Source organism: Paraburkholderia sediminicola, assembly GCF_046026855.1.
GTDB lineage: Bacteria > Pseudomonadota > Gammaproteobacteria > Burkholderiales > Burkholderiaceae > Paraburkholderia > Paraburkholderia sediminicola_A.
Window position 1 is genome coordinate 159,746 of the sequence record NZ_JAQQET010000008.1, and the last position, 20,868, is coordinate 180,613.

A 20,868-nucleotide genomic window follows, 5' to 3' on the forward strand; every position below is an offset into this window, starting at 1 on the left:
TCTTGCGTGCCTGTTGTGCTTGTCGTCGAGTGCCGTCGCTCAAAGTCCGATCTCTCTTACCAGGACTGAATGCGTGGGTCGATACGATCTGGCGCTCCCTGGCGAGGTTGACGTTGCCCTTTCTACCCGCGAGAGTTTGCATGGGGGCGTCAAAGACCCCATTCGATTCAGCGATGGCCAACGTGCCCAACATTCGCGTTTTATCTACGACGGTGGTTTCGTCATCACCAACGACGTAACGCGTGATTTTTACGAGGGGTATGTTACGCCGTTTAAAAAATTGACGGCAGATACGGATTCCCAGGATGCGAACGGTTTCGGTTCGTATCCGATCGGGCTTGCCGGGGCGACCGCATGGATTGGTAAGAAGTCACTTGGTTTCGTGGTCTACAAAGCCGGGCGCATTTATTCCTATACCGATACGGGATACCCTGACCTCACCGATGCCAAGCGGAATTTCGGCAAAATCAGCGGGAATTTCTCAAGTCGTGCACTGTATGAAATTCCAACCGGCGCCGGTGTTTGCTTGCCGTACGCTTTCATCGCAGACAACGACAAGGATTCGAACAGGCAGGTTGGCGTCACATTCCGCCTGATCGATCACCCTGACGTCACGGTTTTTCTGCTTGATGCCAAAACACAATCAACCGACCCAAAGCTCACCTCACGGCAAAAGAACGAATTCGTTTGGGGCTACGATTACGGCATAGGTAAGCAGATCAAGCTGCACGGGGTGGTGCCTTATCATTCTGTGACGTTGGACGGGCGGGAAGGCGTCGCGACATCCGCCACCATCACGCGCGACGACGGGGCGACCGATTTTGGTTATCTGGCGACCGTCCAAGGTGATCCGAATTCATCTGTCGATACCCCCGATCTGCTTCTTCTGGTCGAACGCACGGCAACAAATGCCAAGGGCAAGCCTCCTGTATCAGCCGAGGAAATCGATGAGATCGGGAAAGCAATTTCTGCGTCGATCAAGCGCCGTCCATCAAGTCATTAGACGATGCGGCGTTCTTCCCTAGTCCAGATTGGGTGAAAAAGATGGCCTGGGAACTCGCTTGCAACACTATTTATATGCCTGTCACATATATATTTTAAATTCCGACAAGTGCGATGCGTATTAGTATTGGCTGACTGATTGACATGAATTTTTGTAGAACCGCGCGAACGGTGGTAGCTCGATCAGCTAACAAGATGAGGCCGTATGGAAGCGCAGGACATAATCGGCGTAATTGCGGGTGGACTCGCCCAGACTGATCGCCTCCTGAAACTGGATAGTCCGTTGGGGAATAATGTTTTGCTCCCCCAGCGGATTGTCGGCTGTTCACGAATTGGCCGTCATTACGAGTTCATCGCTGATGTTGTTTCTACGTCCGGCACAATAGAACTCAAGACACTGATTGCCCAGTCAGTCACGTTGTGGATCCAGCAGACGGACCAATCCTACCTGCCCCATCACGGCTACGTGCACACGGCTCGCCGGCTCGGGTCGGATAGCGCGCTCACAAGCTACCAGATCGGCTTTGCGTCGTGGGTGCATTTCCTGCGGTTTCGCAAGGATGCGCGAATCTGGCAAGACAGACCAGCTGACGAAATTCTGACGGATGTTTTCAACATGCATCCCCAGGCCCAAGGCGCATTTCGTTTTGCTTTAAGTAAACCTCTGCCCTCACGTTCGTTCTGCATGCAGTATGAGGACGACTGGAATTTCGTTCATCGGCTGATGGAAAGCGAAGGGTTGTTCGGATACGTCGAGCAGGCTAGCGACGGTAAATCTCACACGTTTGTCGTGACAGATAGTCTGGATACCTTCCCGCCGCTTTCGCCGCAGACAGTGCAGTTCTATCGAGCTGGCACAAACAGCGAAACCGATGCCCTGGTTCAGTGGTCGGGTACGCGAACCCTGCAAAGCACGACGCTGACTACCCGTACTTTCGATTACAAGGCCCCCACTGATCCAGCGAATCCGAAGGGCACCAACATCCCCACGCTTGCCACTCAAGGAAACCTGCCGCAACAAGCCGAAGTGTACGAATACACCGGCGCCTACACCTACGGCGATCAAGACCGTGGTGTTGCGCTGTCGGGAATCCGGATGGAAGAGTGGGAATCGCGCGCAAAGCGCTTCTTCGGCGCAGGCGGCGTGAGGCAGGCGGATGCCGGGCAATGGTTTGAACTGGTTGATCACCCCACGGATAGTGACCAGAACCGACAGTTCGCTGTTATTGAAACCTCGTGGTCCATAGAAAACAATCTGCCGGTGTCGAGCCTGTCGACAGATTTCCCGCACAGTCTGAAAGACAGACTGGCAACGATCAAAGCGAATCACGCAAGTACAACAAGCGCGTTGAACGTTGCGTCCGCAGATGGCAGCGAAGGCTTCTTCCTTGTTGAAATCGAAGCACAGCGCAAGATCGTGCCTTTTCGCAGCCCGTTTGAACATCACAAGCCGGAAATGCATTTGCAGTCGGCAATTGTTGTCGGACCGGCAAACGAAGAGGTCTATACCGACCAGCTCAATCGTATCAAGGTGCGTTTTCATTGGGACCGAGTCAATGAGGGCGATGAAAAAGCGTCGTGCTGGGTGCGGGTCGCCATGTCCGATACGGGTGGCGGCTACGGCGGCGTACACGTACCGAGAGTCGGAGAAGAGGTCCTGATTAGCTGGGCTGACGGCGATTGCGACAGGCCGCTTGTAACGGGCCGTGTCTACAACAGCCAAACGCAACCTCACTGGCATTCCACTGGCCTGCTTTCGGGATACAAGTCGAAGGAATATCAAGGCAGCGGCTACAACCAGATGGTGATGGATGACGCGACGGGTCAGAATCGCGTTCAACTCAATTCAACCAGTACCAACGCGCAATTGCATTTAGGCTACCTGATCGACCAATCTGGGAACGCCAGAGGAAGCTATCTGGGCAGCGGCTTCGATCTGAAGTCTGACGCATTTGGTGCCCTCCGTGCAGGTCGCGGTCTGTATGTCACAACCTATCCTGCGGCCAGCCAGCCGCTAGATGCGCGCGTGGCGAGATCGCAACTGGTCAATTCAGAAAGCGTGCTTGAAGCGATGTCCGGTGCCAGCACCACGCATCAGGCCGAAAGTCTCAAAGATGGCTACGATTCGCTGAAGGCATTCACCGACGCGACACAGAATAGTATTTCCGGAAACGCCTCGGGCGGAAACACGGCCGGTGGCGGAACTGGAAACGCAAATGCGTTCAAGGAGCCCATCATCCTAATGGGCAGCCCTTCCGGTATCGCATTGTCCACGCAGAAATCCGTTCACCTTGCTAGCGATGCACAGACGAACCTCGTAAGCGGTCAGAGTACCTATATCGCGACCGGTAAGTCGCTGATTGCGAGCGTTACCGAAAAGATCAGCCTGTTTGTCCAGAACGCCGGTATGAAGTTGTTTGCAGCGAAAGGCAAAGTCGAGGTTCTGGCGCAATTGGACGCTATCGAAGTGACGAGCCAAAAGAGCATCAAACTCGTCGCCGCAACAGAAAACATTGAAGCGATGGCAAAAGACGAAATCCTCCTCACGTCGGGAGGCGCGTATATCCGTTTGAAGGGCGGCAACATCGAAATTCATGCGCCGGGAAAGATCGATGTCAAGGGCGCAGAGCATGCCTTCGCCGGGCCGGCTAGCACGAACGTCGTCATGCCACATTTACCGCAAGGCGAGCCGGCTCCAACGGACCTGGAATTTCGTTTGGTCGATCCATACGGGCGCGCTAGTCCCGGCGTCGAATATAAAACGACCTTGAGCGATGGCAGCGTGAAAACAGGTGCACTGGATGCCGACGGCTACGCGAAGATCAGTGGCGTGCCGACAGGCGCCAGCGCGAAAGTCCAATATCTGACGGACAAGAATCCGCCCACGTCTGAAGTGGGTATCAAAGCGGACTCCGACTGGAATCAGTTCATGGGGATCAATGTCACGCCCAAGCCTGTGGTCAACGATTCCAACTCTAACGATAGCGATCCGAATACAACAGCATGAGCGATTCATCGAGCAACGGCCTATTGGATAGGATCTGGGAAGAAGTTGTCGGCGATGCGGCCGCCAGCCTCAATTGGCTGAAGGATCTCCTGTTTGGTGAGTTCGTTCCCGACCGTCCATTCTCAGTGATCGTGGCAGAGATGCTGGCGAACTTCGTGCCGGGCGTCATCATCTTCACCAGTGCGCGCGACGCGGTTGCCATCATCATTCGCCTTGCCACGCATCCTGAACGGCGCGAACAGGTTTCCGAATGGATTTTGCTGTGCGCATGCCTGATCGCACTGGCATTGCCGCTGGTAATGGCCGCTGCCGGCGCGGCAGCAGCGGGTGTCGGAGCGATTGTCACCGGCATCATGGGGGACGAACTAGCCGCCACGTTGCGCGCTTCGATGCTGATGCTGATCGAGGAATCGGGGAAGCTGGCCGAGATGGTTCGCTTCCTCAATAAATTCGTCAAAGGCAACATCCTTCAGTTTCTGGAGGACGTGAAGTTTGCCAAATACGAAAAGTCACTGCTGGAAATCCTTGAGCAGACTACGGGCAAGCTGATCGGCATCGTGCAGCAAGTCCGAGGTAAGCTGATGAACGCCCGGATACTCAGCGTCAGGATTGCGGATCATCTGGAGTCGGTTCAAAACTTGATCAACAAACTGTCGATGTGGGAGCAGCGGTTTTACGCGGTGCAGCAGGAAGGGGTCAAACAGATCCCGAGGGCGGTGGCGGAATTGCAGCAGCGGCTCGACAAATTGCTGATGCAGGAGGCACCGAAGGAGAGCCACATGGTTTCCGCAGGGGTGACGGCGAATAAGCCTCCGCCTGTCGCGCCGCTCAGGCAGGAAATCAATGACACGCCCGGCGCGGCCATTCGCAAGCATGAAGGGGCAGGCAACGCTGGCGCTGATGGACACGCGACGAGCGGTGGTGCTTCGGCGCGAAAAGACAAACCAGATGTGCCGCCGGCGCCGGACGGACGGCCGAATGTGAAAATCGAGGAAGTGCATAGCCCAGGCGAAGACTATGCGTTGGTGAATGGGTTAAAAGTCAAACCGGTTCTTTACGAGAGACTATTCCATGGCGCGGACAGGACCACGTTGGGGGTCGGTGCGGAGACGCCGGCCAAGGAAGTCGCGGCGAAGATTTATGCCGAAGGTTTGCCCGGAAGAGGCGACAATATTGATTTGATTCAGCATGCTGCGAACGCGCCTGATCGAGCTTTTCGCGGGACAACGGAGGTGATGCTGACGCAAGATAGGGAGGCCGGCGCAATGTTGTGGGCAGACGAAGGCGGCTTTGTGATTCAGCTGCAAAATGTGAAAGGCTATGACGTCAATGCTGCGCTTGAAGGCCGCGTTCTGAAACCTGATGGCAGCTTTGGTGGCAACGCGGTTCATGGGGAAATAGAGATTGCGGTGCCGGGCAGAATCAAGCCCGAACAGGTGAATAAAGTGTTTGAGGTCATCACAGATAGTCGTGGCCGCCTGAAAGCCGTTGAACTGGACAGGTAACTAAGGTTTGTTAAGGGGTCAGTATGTCGCCTGATGATATTGAGTTGCAAAAATTGCACACGCGATGGAGTGACGGGAAATATAAGGCAGTCCTTGAGGCACTCGAGAGTGTTTTGCCGCAGGAACAGTGGATGGATACGTGCGACGCCATCATCCATCCATTTGACAAGAAGCTAGCAAATGACTTGCGAGGGATCAGAATATCCGGGAAAGATCTAAAGAATCTGGACCTAGGAAGCAGTCTCCTTGATTTCGCAAATTTTGACCACTGCGAATTCAATGAAGCCCATTTTCAGTGGTCGATTTTGACGAGTGCATCGTTTAGAGGCTGTAAATTTCATTCGGTGCAGATGATACCGATCTTTGGCGAGCAAATCGATTTCTCCCGTTCGGAGTTCAATAGGTCCCATATTGATCATGCACAGATAGAAAATTGCAATTTCTCGCATATCGTGATGCGAGGTGGCAATTTGAATCAGTCGAAGATAGCGGGTAGCGATTTTTCTGATGCGCTGATCGAAAAAGGGGACTTCAGCTGGAACGTTGCGCAACGTTGCAACTTCTCAGGTGTCAGATTCGTTGATTGCGATTTAAGAGCGTCGCAGGTGAGCGAAGGGAATCTGACCGATGCCTCCTTCGACAATTGCGACTTGCGTGGTATGGATTTCCGAAGGGTGAAGCTCAACGGGGCGCGCTTTCGTGGCGGCACCTTTGGGGATGTGCATCAAGGCTCTGTGATACGAACGAAGTTTGACGATACCCCGGAGGCGCGGCGAGTGGTTGCCATGAGCAACACAGGGAAGCAGGATTGCATTGAGTGGTGCTCCCTGGTTCCGGACACGAATGCTCCCGTGCTTCCATCCTCTTCGTCCAGACTGAAAGGTAATCCGGGGGAACTCGTGCCTCAAAGCGGCTGGTGGATGAGCCCTGCCTTAGGGAGCGAACAAGGCCGACGTTATTTCGAAGCTGGGCAAAAATTCCCCGACACAGAAATGACTGATTGGGGGCGCGTGATCTGGAGTTACAACCCTAACGACCAGGTGTAACTTCTGGGGCACGTATGAAGACATACCGATGAGCTCTGACCCGACCGCGCCGCAAGATCAGCCGCCTACCCGTACGACCGACAGGCGCATGCCGACCGAGGATCTGCCTTATCCACTAGGCCTGCGCCGTGTTGACGATCCCCCCGACGACAACCGCCTTTATGGGCTGCTGGGAGACCAGGCGGTGTTCGAGCACATCGGGCTTCGCCCTCGCATCAAGGCGACGACTTCAGACGAAGTAAGGGCTTTCGGCGGACGTCTCAACGACGAAATATTCTCAGGCTTAAAGAACGTGTTTGGCGAAATAACCGATATCGAAGTCGGACACACCCTCTCACCCGCGTCGATGACGACCGAAGCCGAATTTGCCACATTCGCTAGCCGGCGATGGGTTCCGCCAATTGACGACCCTGCGCATTTTTTCGCGTTCCGCTCGCGCGATGCCGAGTGGGCTGGCTTCCGGTGGCATCACGAAAGTTTCCGCTTTCGACGCGCGTCCCTCTTGGGCTTCGTAGTCGAATCAGCGATCCCGGCACGCTCGTCGGGATATTTCCAGGTGTCGGCCGTTTGCGTACTACGAGCAGAGCCGGGAATTCATGCCTGGCGCCGCAACGTCGAAGAAGTCACATTTTATTTCGGCGAGCGATGGACTGCCGAGGTCGCCTTCGAATTGCTCAGTGTTATGACCAGCGTGGCGAATTTTCTGGGAACGACGTTGACGGCGAGTCAGTTTATGGACGTTTGATCTCGCGAATACCGCCGAGCGAGCGCGTGGGCGACGCGGAGGGAATCAGTCGAAGCGGCCACGCCGTTAAGGACGAAGGCGCAACCACGCCATCACCCTGAAACACAACCAGTTGCTGAGCACGGCGCCGATGGGAACGATTGGTAGCGCGTGGCCGTGAACGCCGCTAGCGAATAGCCCGACGGCAGTTGCGATCGTCGCGACGAGCGGGAGCAGGAACAGGAACAGACAGACTCCACGGGTAGCGGTCGAAGCGTTCAACATCGCAAGGATCGCGGCGATCGGACCTCACATGCGTGGTTCTGCTCCGGCATCGCTATCTTCATCCCACACGATCCGCTCGAAAATCGCTTTCAGCTTGGTGCCTCTCGTCGCATTCAGCATCGCAGCGTGCGCGACGCGACCCATGAGATGAGCTCGATAGTCGGAATAATTGTCGCGATTCTGTGAAGCCGCTCCAAGTCGAACGCAATTCGTCAGCACCGCCTTCAAAGCATCAAACTCAGTCCGCGCAAGATTCGGATGACTGTTCACCACCACCCCAGCCAGATGCTGCCTCGCCCCCCGCCGCATCACCCGCGTCTTCCTTAAATTAACCGCAAACCCTTCTTCAATAGCAATCGCCGCCACGCGAATTTCAACCCGCTGAGCCATCCGCGCGAGATCGTCACCACCGGAAAACGCCAGATCATCGGCATACCGCGTGTACGTCGCACCTAACGAACGCGCCAACCCAGCCAACCTCAGATCCAACCGAAACGCACACAAATTCGCCAACGCCGGGGAAGTCGGCGCCCCTTGCGGCAAATGCCGGCTCCGATACCGCTGCCGCTCCAACCAATCGATCTTGTCGCGCACATCCGGCGCCAGCAACCTGCCACTCGGCACACGATTGGTACACAACGCAGTCAGCGCTCGGGAAACCTCCAAGGGATAACCCAAAGCACGTATCGTGGAGTAAACACGTCCCTCATGCACCGACGCAAAGAAATCCGTCAGATCGAAGCGAATCACAAGCGCCTTCCCAGCATGAGGCGCCGCGAACGTAACCGTATTCCGTCCACGTCGAAAACCATGCACCGCATCGTGAGCAGGAATTCGATCGAGTAAGCCATGCAGCACTTTTCTCTGCAAAGCCCGCAAGCGCGATTTCGGCACTTCGATGATCCGACACCGACCGTCGCGTTTCTCGATCGCCTTGTACGAATAGTGATGAAGCGGTGTCGCCGCACTCTGCGCTTGCACACGCCAGCGATCGGCAAACCAGTCCAGTTCGTTTGACTCGATTTCCAGCCACGCGGCCAGATCGCCGAGCGTCGGCAACTGCGGTAGCGCCACGTCATGCAACCAGGGTGGAGGCGGCCGCTGAACAGGAGGGCGAGGCAACATACGAACAACCCTCGGCCGGCTTTCACTCCTCCATGCCGAAACAAAACCCGTGTTCTCAGCCACGACCTTCGACAATTCTTTACTGTCGACGCTGTCCCAACGCGCGCCAAATCGCTTCTCGACCCCACGCGACAATCCATTCATCCAATCCGAGCGTTCACCCAATACGAGCGTCATCCGCTCGATTATCGCGACGGCGTCGGGCGGTCCGGCCAACATGGCATCGGCGATCGCGTAGGTGACGAATTGCAGAGAAGATAAGGGCATAGAGCAAAGAGAGGGGCGGGGCGGCCAGTCAACGCGTCTTGTGCTGCGTGAGCTCCTTTGCGCAACGCGCAACTGACGCTCATGCGACGAACTGCGGAGGTCTTTCTGATCCACGGGGTAGCCCCGTAGTGCCTGGAACGAATACTGCCCGTACCTTGGCAAGCTTGACCAGCCGACCCGCGGGTCGAAGATAAGCGACGCGGCTAAGTGTTGTCAACGCATCTGCAGTACGAATCAATTCTGCAATAAAGTGTTGCCGAGGCACCTGATTGATCCAGAAGGCACGATAACTCACAGTCAGCGACGGGCAGCAGCAAAATCGGCAATAGGCGAGGATACGGTCTCACCATTGCACAGGCGGTATCCGATAAGTGCGACAACCTATTCTGATTTGACTTTGCCGCAGCTATTACGTGTCTTGCAGCGCGGCCCCAACCGCTTTTGCCTTACTCAACCCGATCCGTTCGAGAAATCAGTCGTTCGTGAGGAGCGCACTGTCTCAAGCGGCGAATAGCGCACTATTCTCCGCGTTTTCTGCGGCGGATGATTGGTGCCTGCAGGGGAGAATGAGTGGGATCAGCGTCGCACTCGGGGTGTCGAAAAAATCAGCGGCAGCCGGGCCGCAGCACGTCGTACGAACTCGCAGATTGAGCACTGGATAAGTCACTCACTTATCCACAGCCCCCTCTGGACAACTTTTGTACAAGCCATCTGACACCTTGTGGGCGAAACTTTGATAAATCCGCGATCACGCCAGGTCAGCCGAAAGTTGTCCCTGGCTCCTTGCCCCTGTCCGCCCGCGCTCCGCAGGGTTATCGATTCCACAGTCCCTTGATCCGTAAACGAAGATTCAAGTTATCCACAACTAGGCGCGGTGCTTGTTAACTATTACTACGTATACATATACAAAGACTATAAAAACCAGAGAGGCATCCGGAAAGCCCGCTGCATAAACACGCACAAAGCAGGCAAAACAAACAGAACCAGGCCAAAGCCATCAAACCAACGGCAAACAAATCTCGGTCAACAGATCAGCAGGTGCAGTCTCCTTAGGGCTATTCAGATACTCCTCGAACACCGGCGCATCCGCAGCCTCGCGCCCCGACTGCACTAGCCACGTCCCATACAGCCACTCATAAGCCGCACGCATATCGCTATACGGCCCCTTGTGGCGCAACGCCGCGTACTCACCGCCTTTCACGTGCACCACCGAAACCGGCGGACTCACGGTCACCGAAGCCTGAACCGGATGCGGCAACAACACCCCTGCCTTCGACCGCAACTCATTCTCCGCAACAACATCCGGATCGTCGTAGTAAATCCCGATCATGCGCATCTGCCCCGCCAGCAAATTGTGTTTCGCCAACCAGCCGAATAACCCATCGAACGCCTTGCCGATCTGCATATACGGTCCCACGTGATCCACCGACAAAACCTCCATCGGCTCCACGTGACGAATCACCACTTCACGCATCGTCATTTGATCGTCTCCAGAAAGCGCCGGACGAAACCGGCTATGTGTGCCTTGCTTGCGATACAGCGCCGGCGGAACGCCGAACGCCGCGCGAAAGGTGCGAGAGAAAGACTGCAAACTGCTGTAACCCGAGCGCACGGCAATCTCCGCGATCGGCATTGCACCATTCGCCAGATATCCCGCCGCCCGATGCAGCCTCAAGCGACGTACGGTCGTCGCCACTGTCTCGCCATACATCGCCTGATAGATGCGATGCCAGTGATACGGCGACATGCAGGCAATTTCCGCTAAACGATCGATATCCAGCGGTTCGTCGAGATGATCGTAAATATGGTCCAGCACGCGGCCCAGCCGAGTTTCGTAGCGCGCGCGGTTGTCTGCTGGGTTCATATTAAGTGGCTAACCAGGAGAAGATTGCGTAAGGATGCGAACCAAAGTATCACGTTCCCATTTACCAAATCCTGCGAACTTCACACACCGCACGCAAACGGAGTTAAGCGTCCACTGACACAATCGCGCTTGAACTTTGCCGAATTTCGATAACACCTCGAATAATGGCTCACTACCATCGGCTGAAGCCTGTCCGCTCATGCACCGCAAAACCTTGCGGCGTCGAGCAAGCGGCAACATCAGGAGCGCCCGATGAAATCAGAGTCCAAAAGTCAGCACGTCGGTAAGGTCACGCATCATGAGTTGACGCAAACGCTCGGTACGTGGCAACTGTGGGGGATCGCGGTCGGTCTGGTCATCTCCGGCGAGTATTTCGGCTGGAGCTATGGCTGGGCGAGCGCCGGCACGCTTGGCTTCGTCATCACGGCGGTTTTTATTGCCGCGATGTACACCACCTTCATTTTTAGTTTCACCGAACTCACCACGTCGATTCCGCATGCGGGCGGCCCGTTCGCCTATGCGCGCCACGCTTTTGGCCCAACCGGCGGTTATCTGGCGGGCGCGGCGACGTTAGTCGAATTTGTCTTCGCACCACCCGCGATTGCACTCGCGATCGGCGCGTATCTGCACGTGCAGTTTCCAGGTCTCGAACCCAAACACGCGGCGATGGGCGCGTATCTCGTCTTTATGGCGTTGAATATCGTCGGCGTGCAGATTGCCGCGGCCTTCGAGTTGTGCGTGACGCTGCTTGCGATCTTCGAATTGCTGGTGTTCATGGGCGTGGTGTCACCCGGTTTTCAGTGGTCGAACTTCACGAAAGGCGGCTGGTCCGGCGCGGACACCTTCAGCATGGGCTCGTTCCACGGCATGTTCGCGGCGATTCCTTTCGCCATCTGGTTTTTCCTCGCGATTGAAGGCGTGGCGATGGCCGCCGAAGAAGCCAAGAATCCGAAGCGTTCGATTCCGATCGCCTACATCACCGGTATTCTCACGCTGGTGGTGCTCGCCGTCGGCGTGATGGTGTTCGCAGGCGCCGCTGGCGACTGGACCAAATTGGCGAACATCAACGATCCGTTGCCGCAGGCCATGAAATTCATCGTCGGCGAGCATAGCGGCTGGATGCATATGCTGGTGTGGCTCGGCCTGTTCGGGCTCGTCGCGTCGTTTCACGGCATCATCCTCGGATACTCGCGTCAGATCTTCGCGCTGGCCCGCGCGGGTTATCTGCCGGAGTGGCTCTCCAAGGTGCATCCGCGCTTCAAAACACCGCATCGCGCGATCATCGCGGGTGGGGTGGTGGGTATCGCCGCGATCTATAGCGACGAGCTGATCCAGTTTGGCGGGCAGACGCTGACGGCGAACATCGTGACGATGTCCGTATTTGGCGCTATCGTGATGTATATCATCAGCATGTTGTCGCTGTTCAAGCTGCGTCGCTCGGACCCGAACATGGAGCGCCCGTTCCGCGCACCGCTGTTTCCGTTCTTTCCGGCGTTCGCACTGGTGGCCGCGGTGATTTGTCTGGCAACGATGATCTACTTCAATTTTGTGGTGGCCGTCGTGTTCGCGATCTTCCTCGCGCTCGGCTACGTCTACTTCCTGTTGACGCGCCATCAACGCGAAGCAGCACCGGCAGACGCTTTGCTCGAAGAGTGACGGAACGAGCCGCTGCGCAAGCAGCGGCGATGGAGTCGTAAAATGAGCTACACCGAGACAATCGGCAGCCGCACGTATCGTTTCGCCGATCTGAAAACGTTAATGGCGAAAGCCAGCCCGCAACGTTCAGGCGACCAGCTCGCGGGCGTCGCGGCGGCGAGCGAAGAAGAGCGCGTCGCGGCCAAGATGGCGCTCGCGCAGGTGCCTTTGCGCACGTTTCTCAACGAAGCGCTAATTCCGTACGAAAGCGACGAGGTCACGCGTTTGGTGATCGACGATCACTCGCCGGAAGCGTTCGCTGAGATCTCGCATCTCACGGTGGGCGATTTCCGCAACTGGCTGCTGAGCAGCACGACCGATGCGGATGCGCTCACGCGTATTACCGCCGGGCTCACACCGGAGATGGTTGCTGCGGTCTCGAAGCTGATGCGCAATCAGGATCTGATCACGGCGGCGCGCAAACGTCCGGTGATCACACGGTTTCGCAATACGGTTGGCTTGCCCGGCCGCATGTCGGTGCGCCTGCAACCGAATCATCCAACCGACGACGTCAAAGGTATCGCCGCGTCAATGCTCGACGGCCTGATGTACGGCTGCGGCGACGCGATGATCGGCATCAACCCCGCCAGCGACAATCTCGCCGCGATCACCAAGCTGTTGCTGATGATCGACGATTTCCGCCTGCGCTATCAGGTGCCGACGCAATCGTGTGTGCTGACCCATGTCACGAACACGATTGCCGCCATCGAAAAAGGTGCGCCGGTCGATCTGGTGTTTCAGTCGATTGCAGGTACGGAGAAGGCGAACGCGGGTTTCGGTATTTCGCTTGCGCTGCTGCAGGAAGCGTATGAAGCGGGGCTGTCGCTGAAACGCGGCACCGTCGGCAATAACCTGATGTATTTCGAAACCGGGCAGGGCAGCGCGTTGTCGGCCGATGCGCATTTCGGCGTCGATCAACAGACATGCGAAGTGCGCGCCTATGCCGTCGCGCGTAAATTCAATCCGTTCCTGGTCAACACGGTGGTCGGTTTCATCGGCCCCGAGTATCTGTACGACGGCAAGCAGATCACCCGTGCGGGTCTCGAAGACCACTTCTGCGGCAAGCTGCTCGGCGTGCCGATGGGCTGCGACATCTGCTACACGAATCACGCCGAAGCCGATCAGGACGACATGGACAACCTGCTTACGCTACTCGGTGTGGCAGGCATCAATTTCATCATGGGCATTCCGGGCGCGGACGACGTGATGCTCAACTATCAAAGTACCTCCTTCCATGACGCGCTTTACGTGCGCGACGTGCTCGGCCTGCGCCGTGCGCCGGAATTCGAAGAGTGGCTGGAGTCGATGCAGATCACCGACGCACGCGGCGCATTGCTGAGTGCGTCGACACAACAACCGCTGCTGGAAGGCGCGCGCGATTGGATGGGTATCGCATGAGCGACTTCCTCGAAAAGAATCCATGGAACGCGCTGCGACAGTTCACTAACGCGCGCATCGCGTTGGGCCGCGCAGGCAATAGTTTGCCGACGGCGCCGTTGCTGGCGTTCAACCTGTCGCATGCGCAAGCGCGCGACGCCGTGCATCATCCGCTCGATACGGACGTGCTGCACGAACAACTGCGCGCACAAAGTTTCAGCACACTGGATGTGCATAGTGCCGCGCCTGATCGCGAACATTATTTGCGGCGGCCTGATCTCGGCAGGCGCTTAAGCGATGAGAGCCGCGCTGCGCTTGGTCAACTCAAGAACGATTCGCCTGAAGTGGTTTTCGTCATCGCCGATGGTCTCTCTGCATTCGCTGCGTCGAAGCAATCGATCCCGCTGCTGCAAGCTGTCATTCCACGCCTGGCCGAATGGAAGATCGGCCCGGTGGTGGTTGCACGTCAGGCTCGCGTCGCGCTCGGTGACGAAATCGGCGAACTGCTCAATGCCAAACTGGTGGTGATGCTGATCGGCGAGCGACCAGGTTTGAGTTCGCCCGATAGTCTCGGTATCTACCTGACTTATGCGCCCAAAGTGGGCTGCAGCGATGCGCAACGTAACTGCATTTCCAACGTGCGTCCTGAAGGTCTTAACTACGAGTCCGCCGCACACAAGTTGCACTATCTGCTAACGCATGCAAAGCGCTTGGGTCTCACCGGTGTCGGCCTGAAGGACGACAGCGACACGCTGCTGGCAAGTCCGCTGACACCACCCGCAGTCAATGACGATTCGAATTAGACGCGCGCCGCTGGTGAATGCGCCGGCAAAACTTGCCGTCGGCGGCGATTAGAATTAGACACGCACGGCTGACAAGAGAGCGCGCCGGGAACGCCAGCAGTCGGCCGCGATTCAAACTAGAGACGTGATGCTAACGATCACGCTCGCAGTCAGCAACAATTCGACCTCACGCGCGACATAAAAACGCCACTTAAGCATCCGCCCGTTCCACCGGATGCGTTTCGAGCCACGCGTTTTCATCGTCCGCGAACAGTCGCGAGCGTGTGAGAAAACGCAAGCCGCTCGGCCGTTCCAAAGAAAACATCCCGCCATTGCCCGGCACCACGTCGATAATCAACTGCGTGTGCTGCCAGTATTCAAACTGCGATTCGCTCATGTAGAACGGCACGCTGGCAATCGTGCCGAGTTTCACGTCGGACGAGCCGACCATGAACTCACTCTGAGGAAACATCATCGGCGCGCTGCCGTCGCAGCATCCACCGGATTGGTGAAACAGCACAGCCCCGTGCTCGGCGCATAGCTTATCGATCAAATCGACCGCAGCCGGCGTGGCAATCACACGGGCCACTTCCTTCTCATCAGCCATCACATGCCCTCGCTGAAAAAAGCGAGCCGCGCGAAGCGGCCCGCTCGAACAGAATCGCCAGCTCCTCGTAACGCTCAGAAGAAACCGAGCGGCTTATCGCTATAGCTGACGAGCAGGTTCTTGGTCTGCTGATAGTGATCGAGCATCATTTTGTGATTTTCGCGGCCGATGCCCGATTGCTTATAGCCACCGAACGCAGCGTGTGCCGGATACGCGTGATAGCAGTTGGTCCACACACGGCCCGCCTGGATTTGCCGGCCGAAGCGATAGGCGCGCGTACCGTCGCGTGTCCATACACCGGCGCCCAGACCGTAGAGCGTATCGTTGGCGATCTCGAGCGCTTCCTCTTCGTTCTTGAAGGTCGTTACGGAAACAACCGGTCCGAAGATTTCTTCCTGAAAAATGCGCATCTTGTTGTGGCCGCGGAATACGGTCGGCTTCACATAGTAGCCCTTGCTCAGTTCGCCGCCGAGCGCATTGCGTTCACCACCAATCAGACATTCGGCACCTTCCTGCTTGCCGAGGTCGACGTACGAGAGGATTTTTTCCAACTGTTCCTGCGAGGCTTGTGCGCCGATCATCGTCTTCGTATCAAGCGGATGGCCTTGCGTGATCGCGGCCACACGCTTCAATGCGCGTTCCATGAAGCGGTCGTAAATTTTTTCGTCGATCAGCACACGCGACGGACACGTGCACACCTCGCCCTGATTCAGCGCGAACATCGTGAAGCCTTCGAGCGCCTTGTCGAAATAGCTGTCGTCCTCGTTCATCACGTCGGCAAAGAAAATGTTCGGGCTCTTGCCGCCGAGTTCGAGCGTCACGGGAATGATGTTCTGGCTCGCGTACTGCATGATCAGGCGGCCCGTCGTCGTCTCGCCGGTGAAAGCGATCTTCGCGATGCGCTTGCTCGATGCGAGCGGTTTGCCGGCTTCGAGGCCGAAACCGTTCACCACGTTCAGCACGCCCGGCGGCAGCAAATCGTGGATCAGTTCGAGCAGCACGAGAATCGAAGCGGGAGTTTGCTCGGCCGGCTTCAGCACGACGCAATTGCCGGCAGCCAATGCAGGTGCGAGCTTCCATACCGCCATCAGGATCGGGAAATTCCACGGAATGATCTGGCCGACCACGCCGAGCGGTTCGTGAAAGTGATACGCGACGGTGTCGTGGTCGATCTCGGAGATCCCACCTTCCTGCGCACGCACGGCACCGGCGAAATAACGGAAATGATCGATGGCTAGCGGGATATCGGCCGCCATCGTTTCACGCAGCGGTTTGCCGTTGTCGATCGTTTCAGCCACGGCGATGCGCTGCAGATTCGCTTCCATCCGGTCGGCGATACGGTTCAGGACGTTCGCGCGATCGGCGGCGGAGGTCTTGCCCCACGCTGCCTTCGCACGATGCGCGGCGTCGAGCGCGAGTTCGATATCGGCTTCGCGCGAACGCGGGATCGACGTGAACGCCTCACCGGTGATTGGCGACACGTTGTCGAAGTACTCGCCACCCACTGGTTTTACCCATTCGCCGCCGATGAAATTCGCATACTGCTTTTTGTACGGGAATTCGGTGGTCAGAAACTGCATCTCTGCGTGATTCATCTGTGTGCTCCTCACATGTTTGAATGGGCTATATTCGGCGCGATATTTCGCTTGGCCGCGAGAGGCTAGAGCCAGAACCGTGCCAATGCACCGCGCTGGTGAGCCGCGCACGCGCAGCGGGCACTTTGCGCGGCATGGCGCGTGGCACTGTTCACCTTGCCGGTGGATGAGCGTTTCGTTTCTGACCAGCGTGCGCAGCGCTGTTCAGGAATTGAACAGGGCGTGCGCACCTGCTGGTGAGATCAAAGCAAAGTAAGCGAAGAATCCGTTCGGCATGGGAATTGCCTTCCTTTCCCGCTTCGATATTCCGTTTTCGTAGATCCGGTATGACGATTGAATTCCAGAATCAGAGCCTGACAGCACCGACGCACGCACAACAGCCGAGCTTTTGCGTGCAGACCTGCGTCGCCTACGACGCGGACGAGCAGGCGCGCAACCTCCACGGCTGGCACCAGACCTACGACCAGCTGACCGCAGGCCGGTTTGTCGGCGGCTTGACGGAGTTGTGCCTCGATCACATGCAGGTGTTCGTCGAAACGACCAGCCACACGCTGCGGCAGACCTGCGAAGTGCAGAAGGATGCTTACTGGTTCGGTATTCCGGCTTGCCGCGAAGGTTCGGGGCGTATCGATGCGCAGGTGATCGCTGGGGATGCGCTCGCATTTCGTCCGGGCGGGATCGAATTCGAATTGCTGACCTCAGCGGGCTACGAGATTTTCGGCGTGGTGGTGAAGGGTGAAGTGCTGCGCCGTTACGCCGCTGAAGTGGAGCGCATCGGTCTGGCCGATCGTCTGCCGAACACGGAAGTCGTGTCGATCGGCACGGCGCGCAAAGATCGCTTGTGCGCATCGTTGCGGCAACTTCTCAACGACGGCGCTGCGAGCAGCACCCCGCTGTCCTCGTTCGCACGCAACAATTTGCAGGCGTCGGTGCTGGCTTCACTATTCGATGTGGGCGCGTTGCCTGCCGCGGAGCAGGTGGCGATGCCTGCGCGTGGGCGTCGTCAGTCGATCGTGTCGGAAGCGCGCGAGTATGTGCTGGCCAATCGCGACCGCGCGATCAACGTGCCGGAGTTGTGCGAGCGCCTGCATGTGAGCCGGCGCACGTTGCAATACTGCTTTCAGGACGTGCTCGGGATGGCGCCTGCCACGTATCTGCGCACGATTCGCCTGAATGGCGCGCGACGCGATCTGTGCAATGCGTCGCACGAAACACGCTCGGTGCAGGATGTTGCGGCGGCGTGGGGCTTCTGGCATTTGAGCCAGTTTGCGACCGATTACCGGAAGCTGTTCGGCATGCGGCCTTCCGATACGTTGAAGGCCGCGATCGGCGCTCATCAGGTGACGGGGAATCGTTCGTTCGCTCACTAGGATCGTGCGGCGCGTTGCGCATTGCTGGTACAAAGTACGCTGGCCGGCGGCCTGCTGTTTGCAGGCGGCGGCCCCGCACGCACTTATTTGCGCAACAGCCGCAAGCCATTCGCCACCACCAGCAGGCTCGCGCCCACGTCGGCGAACACGGCCATCCACATCGTGCCCAAGCCCATCATCGTCAGCACGAGGAAGACGCTCTTGATGCCCAGCGCCAGCGTGATGTTCTGTACCAGCACCGAATGCGTCGCCTTCGACAGACGGATGAACTGCGGAATCTTGCGCAGATCGTCATCCATCAACGCGACGTCGGCGGTTTCGATCGCGGTGTCGGTGCCCATCGCGCCCATCGCGAAGCCGATGTCGGCACGCGCCAGCGCGGGGGCGTCGTTGATGCCGTCGCCAACCATGCCCACCGTCGCGCCTTCCTGCGACCACTGCGCCACCGCGTTCAGCTTGTCTTCGGGCAACTGATTGCCGCGTGCTTCGTCGATGCCGACCTGCTGCGCGATCGCAGCAGCCGTGTGCGGGTTGTCGCCGGTGAGCATGGCGGCACGCACGCCGAGGCGCTCTAAATCGGCGATGGCGGCGCGGCTCGTGTCCTTCACCGTATCGGCGACAGCGAACAGCGCGAGCACGCGTTCGGCATCCACCAGCATTACGACGGTTTTGCCTTGCCCCTCGAGCGCATCCAGGCGCGCCTCGAGCGACGTCGAGCAGCGGCCGAGCTCTTCGACCAGCCGATGATTGCCGAGCCAATACGGCGAGCCGTCGATTTCGCCGCGCACGCCGCGGCCCGCCAATGCCTCGAACGCCTCGACCGTGGCACTCGCGACGCTTTCGTTTTTCGCCGCGGCCGCAATCGCCATCGACACGGGATGGTCCGAGCGACCCGCAAGGCCCGCCGCGAGTGTCCTGCAATGAACGACGTCGACCTCGGCCAGTATTTCGAACTCGGTTTGCACCGGCTTGCCGTGCGTGATCGTGCCGGTCTTGTCGAGCGCGAGCCAGCTTAGCTTGCGACCCTGCTCGAGGTAGGCGCCGCCTTTGATCAGGATGCCTTTGCGGGCGGCAGCGGCTAGGCCGCTGACAATCGTCACCGGCGTCGAGATCACCAGTGCGCAAGGACAGGCGATCACCAGCATCACGAGCGCCTTGTAGACCCATTCGTGCCACTGTCCGCCAAAGAGCAGCGGCGGCAACACCGCCACGGCGAGTGCGGCAGCGAACACGATCGGCGTATAGATGCGCGCGAACTGATCGACGAAACGCTGCGTCGGCGCTTTGGTGCCTTGTGCTTCTTCGACCGCGTGAATGATGCGCGCGAGCGTCGTATTGCTGGCCGCAGCGGTGACGCGATAGTCGAACGAGCCGGCCTGGTTGATCGTGCCGGCAAACACCGCGTCGCCCAAGGTCTTGTCGACCGGCAGGCTTTCGCCAGTGATCGGCGCCTGATCGACGCTCGAGCGGCCCGCGACGATTTCGCCGTCAAGCGCGATCCGCTCACCCGGCTTCACGCGTACTACCGCGCCGAGCGAGATCGCCTTGAGGTCCGTGGGCCGCCAGCTGCCGTCGGCTTGCTGCACGCTGGCCTGTTCGGGCGTGAGCTGCATCAGCCCCTGGATGGCATTGCGGGCGCGGTCGAGCGATTTCGCTTCGATCAGTTCGGCGATCGTGAAGAGCACCATCACCATCGCGGCTTCCGGCCACTGCTGCAGGATCAGCGCGCCAGTCACCGCAATGCTCATCAGGGCGTTGATGTTCAGATTGCCGTTGCGGATCGCAACCCAGCCCTTTCTGTACGTCGTGAGGCCGCAGGAGGCGATCGCCAGGATCGCCAGACCCGCTGCCAGCCAGACGGGGGCGCCAAGCCAGCCCGCGGCCTCTGAGCCCACCGCAGCAAGGCCGGCGAGCGCCAGCGGCCACCACGGCTTGGGCGGTGCATGAGGGGCGGCGGCGGTGTCCGGGTTCGCGTCTGCCAGTTCAGGCGTGAAGCCGAGCGAACGGATCGCGGCGAGGATCGAGTCGAGGGCGTCCGGCGCGTGGACGACGGTCAACACGCGCTGCATCAGGTTGAAGTCCATGCTGCGCACGCTCGGCATGCGGCTGAATTTCTTGCGGATCAGCGCTTCTTCGGTCGGACAGTCCATCTGCATGATGCGGATCGCGGTACGCACGTCGCTGCCGACAGCTTCGGATTGCGGGAGCTTGACCGGCGCGGCTGCCGCGTGCGCCGTTCCGCAGCAGCCTGCTTCGGCGTGACCGTGGGCGTGTTCACGGCGGTGGTCGCGCGCTTCATGCTCGTGACCGCAGCTTTCGCGGTGTGCTTGAGCGTGCGCTTTGGGGCCATGGTTGCAGCTTTCAGCGTGCTCGTGGTCTGGGTCCTGACCGCGCGCTTCGTGGTCGTGACTGCAGGATTCGCTATGACCATGACCATCGGCGTTTTCATCGGCACGCTCGTGAGCATGCCCTTCGTGCCCGTGGGCACAGGCTTTGGCCTGTTCCGGACGGTCTGCTTCGGCTTGGTTCGCGTGAGGCATGGGTGGCTTCCTGGTTCGATTTGTGGTCTAGTAAACACCTTGAAGCCACTACAAGGTCAAGGCCGCAATCCGGAGGG

At 58.3% G+C, this 20,868-nt stretch carries 14 protein-coding genes; 9 read left to right on the top strand and 5 right to left on the bottom strand.

Annotated elements, in window-relative coordinates:
- Window positions 1-73: 73 nt before the first annotated feature.
- The 5 genes from PQR40_RS11320 (at window position 74) to PQR40_RS11340 (ending at window position 7,305) form a co-directional block, all read left to right on the top strand.
- Entirely contained in the window at window positions 74-1,003 is a 930-nt protein-coding gene (locus PQR40_RS11320; protein WP_408509016.1) for a T6SS immunity protein Tli4 family protein, read from the top strand.
- A 204-nt stretch (window positions 1,004-1,207) separates the two neighbouring features.
- A complete protein-coding gene (gene tssI, locus PQR40_RS11325) occupies window positions 1,208-4,009 on the top strand; it encodes a type VI secretion system Vgr family protein (RefSeq protein WP_408509017.1) in 2,802 nt (933 codons plus the stop codon).
- Window positions 4,006-5,514 (top strand): hypothetical protein, encoded by a 1,509-nt coding sequence (locus tag PQR40_RS11330; protein WP_408509018.1) that lies wholly within the window; start codon window positions 4,006-4,008, stop codon window positions 5,512-5,514. The genes tssI and PQR40_RS11330 overlap by 4 nt, the downstream gene beginning before the upstream one ends.
- Window positions 5,515-5,537: 23 nt before the next feature.
- Window positions 5,538-6,560, top strand: coding sequence for a pentapeptide repeat-containing protein (locus PQR40_RS11335; RefSeq protein ID WP_408509019.1), 1,023 nt, complete (start codon window positions 5,538-5,540; stop codon window positions 6,558-6,560).
- A gap of 28 nt (window positions 6,561-6,588) precedes the next feature.
- Window positions 6,589-7,305 (top strand): hypothetical protein, encoded by a 717-nt coding sequence (locus PQR40_RS11340; protein WP_408509020.1) that lies wholly within the window; start codon window positions 6,589-6,591, stop codon window positions 7,303-7,305.
- 288 nt (window positions 7,306-7,593) lie between these two features.
- Here the strand turns inward: PQR40_RS11340 and PQR40_RS11345 are convergent, their stop codons facing one another.
- Window positions 7,594-9,075, bottom strand: a complete 1,482-nt coding sequence (locus PQR40_RS11345; RefSeq protein ID WP_408337295.1) for a reverse transcriptase family protein — start codon at window positions 9,073-9,075, stop codon at window positions 7,594-7,596.
- Between the two features lie 883 nt (window positions 9,076-9,958).
- Window positions 9,959-10,825: an AraC family transcriptional regulator gene (locus PQR40_RS11350; RefSeq protein ID WP_408509021.1), complete on the bottom strand. Its 867-nt coding sequence runs from the start codon at window positions 10,823-10,825 to the stop codon at window positions 9,959-9,961.
- 252 nt (window positions 10,826-11,077) lie between these two features.
- Between PQR40_RS11350 and eat the strand changes: the two genes are divergently transcribed.
- The 3 genes from eat to eutC are packed head-to-tail and all read left to right on the top strand — an operon-like array spanning window position 11,078 to window position 14,700.
- A complete protein-coding gene (gene eat, locus PQR40_RS11355; RefSeq protein ID WP_408509022.1) occupies window positions 11,078-12,481 on the top strand; it encodes an ethanolamine permease in 1,404 nt (467 codons plus the stop codon).
- A 42-nt stretch (window positions 12,482-12,523) separates the two neighbouring features.
- Window positions 12,524-13,918: an ethanolamine ammonia-lyase subunit EutB gene (locus PQR40_RS11360; protein ID WP_408509023.1), complete on the top strand. Its 1,395-nt coding sequence runs from the start codon at window positions 12,524-12,526 to the stop codon at window positions 13,916-13,918.
- Entirely contained in the window at window positions 13,915-14,700 is a 786-nt protein-coding gene (gene eutC, locus PQR40_RS11365; RefSeq protein WP_408509024.1) for an ethanolamine ammonia-lyase subunit EutC, read from the top strand. Before PQR40_RS11360 ends, eutC begins: the two co-directional genes overlap by 4 nt.
- 190 nt (window positions 14,701-14,890) lie before the next feature.
- Here the strand turns inward: eutC and PQR40_RS11370 are convergent, their stop codons facing one another.
- Together PQR40_RS11370 and adh are read right to left on the bottom strand one after the other, a co-directional pair.
- Window positions 14,891-15,286: a DUF779 domain-containing protein gene (locus PQR40_RS11370; protein WP_408236991.1), complete on the bottom strand. Its 396-nt coding sequence runs from the start codon at window positions 15,284-15,286 to the stop codon at window positions 14,891-14,893.
- Window positions 15,287-15,360: 74 nt separating this feature from the next.
- Window positions 15,361-16,881, bottom strand: a complete 1,521-nt coding sequence (gene adh, locus PQR40_RS11375) for an aldehyde dehydrogenase (RefSeq protein ID WP_408337305.1) — start codon at window positions 16,879-16,881, stop codon at window positions 15,361-15,363.
- A 326-nt stretch (window positions 16,882-17,207) separates the two neighbouring features.
- Between adh and PQR40_RS11380 the strand changes: the two genes are divergently transcribed.
- Window positions 17,208-18,251 carry a helix-turn-helix domain-containing protein gene (locus PQR40_RS11380; RefSeq protein WP_408509025.1) on the top strand — a complete coding sequence of 348 codons (1,044 nt, stop codon included), beginning with the start codon at window positions 17,208-17,210 and terminating at the stop codon, window positions 18,249-18,251.
- A gap of 83 nt (window positions 18,252-18,334) precedes the next feature.
- Here the strand turns inward: PQR40_RS11380 and PQR40_RS11385 are convergent, their stop codons facing one another.
- Entirely contained in the window at window positions 18,335-20,791 is a 2,457-nt protein-coding gene (locus PQR40_RS11385; RefSeq protein ID WP_408509026.1) for a heavy metal translocating P-type ATPase, read from the bottom strand.
- Window positions 20,792-20,868: the final 77 nt, after the last annotated feature.

Coding starts and splice junctions, on each gene's coding strand:
- PQR40_RS11330 (WP_408509018.1), top strand. CDS start 4,006: ATGAGCGATTCATCGAGCAACGGCCTATTGGATAGGATCTGGGAAGAA.
- PQR40_RS11380 (WP_408509025.1), top strand. CDS start 17,208: ATGACGATTGAATTCCAGAATCAGAGCCTGACAGCACCGACGCACGCA.
- tssI (WP_408509017.1), top strand. CDS start 1,208: ATGGAAGCGCAGGACATAATCGGCGTAATTGCGGGTGGACTCGCCCAG.
- PQR40_RS11350 (WP_408509021.1), bottom strand. CDS start 10,825: ATGAACCCAGCAGACAACCGCGCGCGCTACGAAACTCGGCTGGGCCGC.
- eat (WP_408509022.1), top strand. CDS start 11,078: ATGAAATCAGAGTCCAAAAGTCAGCACGTCGGTAAGGTCACGCATCAT.
- eutC (WP_408509024.1), top strand. CDS start 13,915: ATGAGCGACTTCCTCGAAAAGAATCCATGGAACGCGCTGCGACAGTTC.
- PQR40_RS11335 (WP_408509019.1), top strand. CDS start 5,538: ATGTCGCCTGATGATATTGAGTTGCAAAAATTGCACACGCGATGGAGT.
- PQR40_RS11360 (WP_408509023.1), top strand. CDS start 12,524: ATGAGCTACACCGAGACAATCGGCAGCCGCACGTATCGTTTCGCCGAT.
- adh (WP_408337305.1), bottom strand. CDS start 16,881: ATGAATCACGCAGAGATGCAGTTTCTGACCACCGAATTCCCGTACAAA.
- PQR40_RS11370 (WP_408236991.1), bottom strand. CDS start 15,286: ATGGCTGATGAGAAGGAAGTGGCCCGTGTGATTGCCACGCCGGCTGCG.
- PQR40_RS11385 (WP_408509026.1), bottom strand. CDS start 20,791: ATGCCTCACGCGAACCAAGCCGAAGCAGACCGTCCGGAACAGGCCAAA.
- PQR40_RS11340 (WP_408509020.1), top strand. CDS start 6,589: ATGAGCTCTGACCCGACCGCGCCGCAAGATCAGCCGCCTACCCGTACG.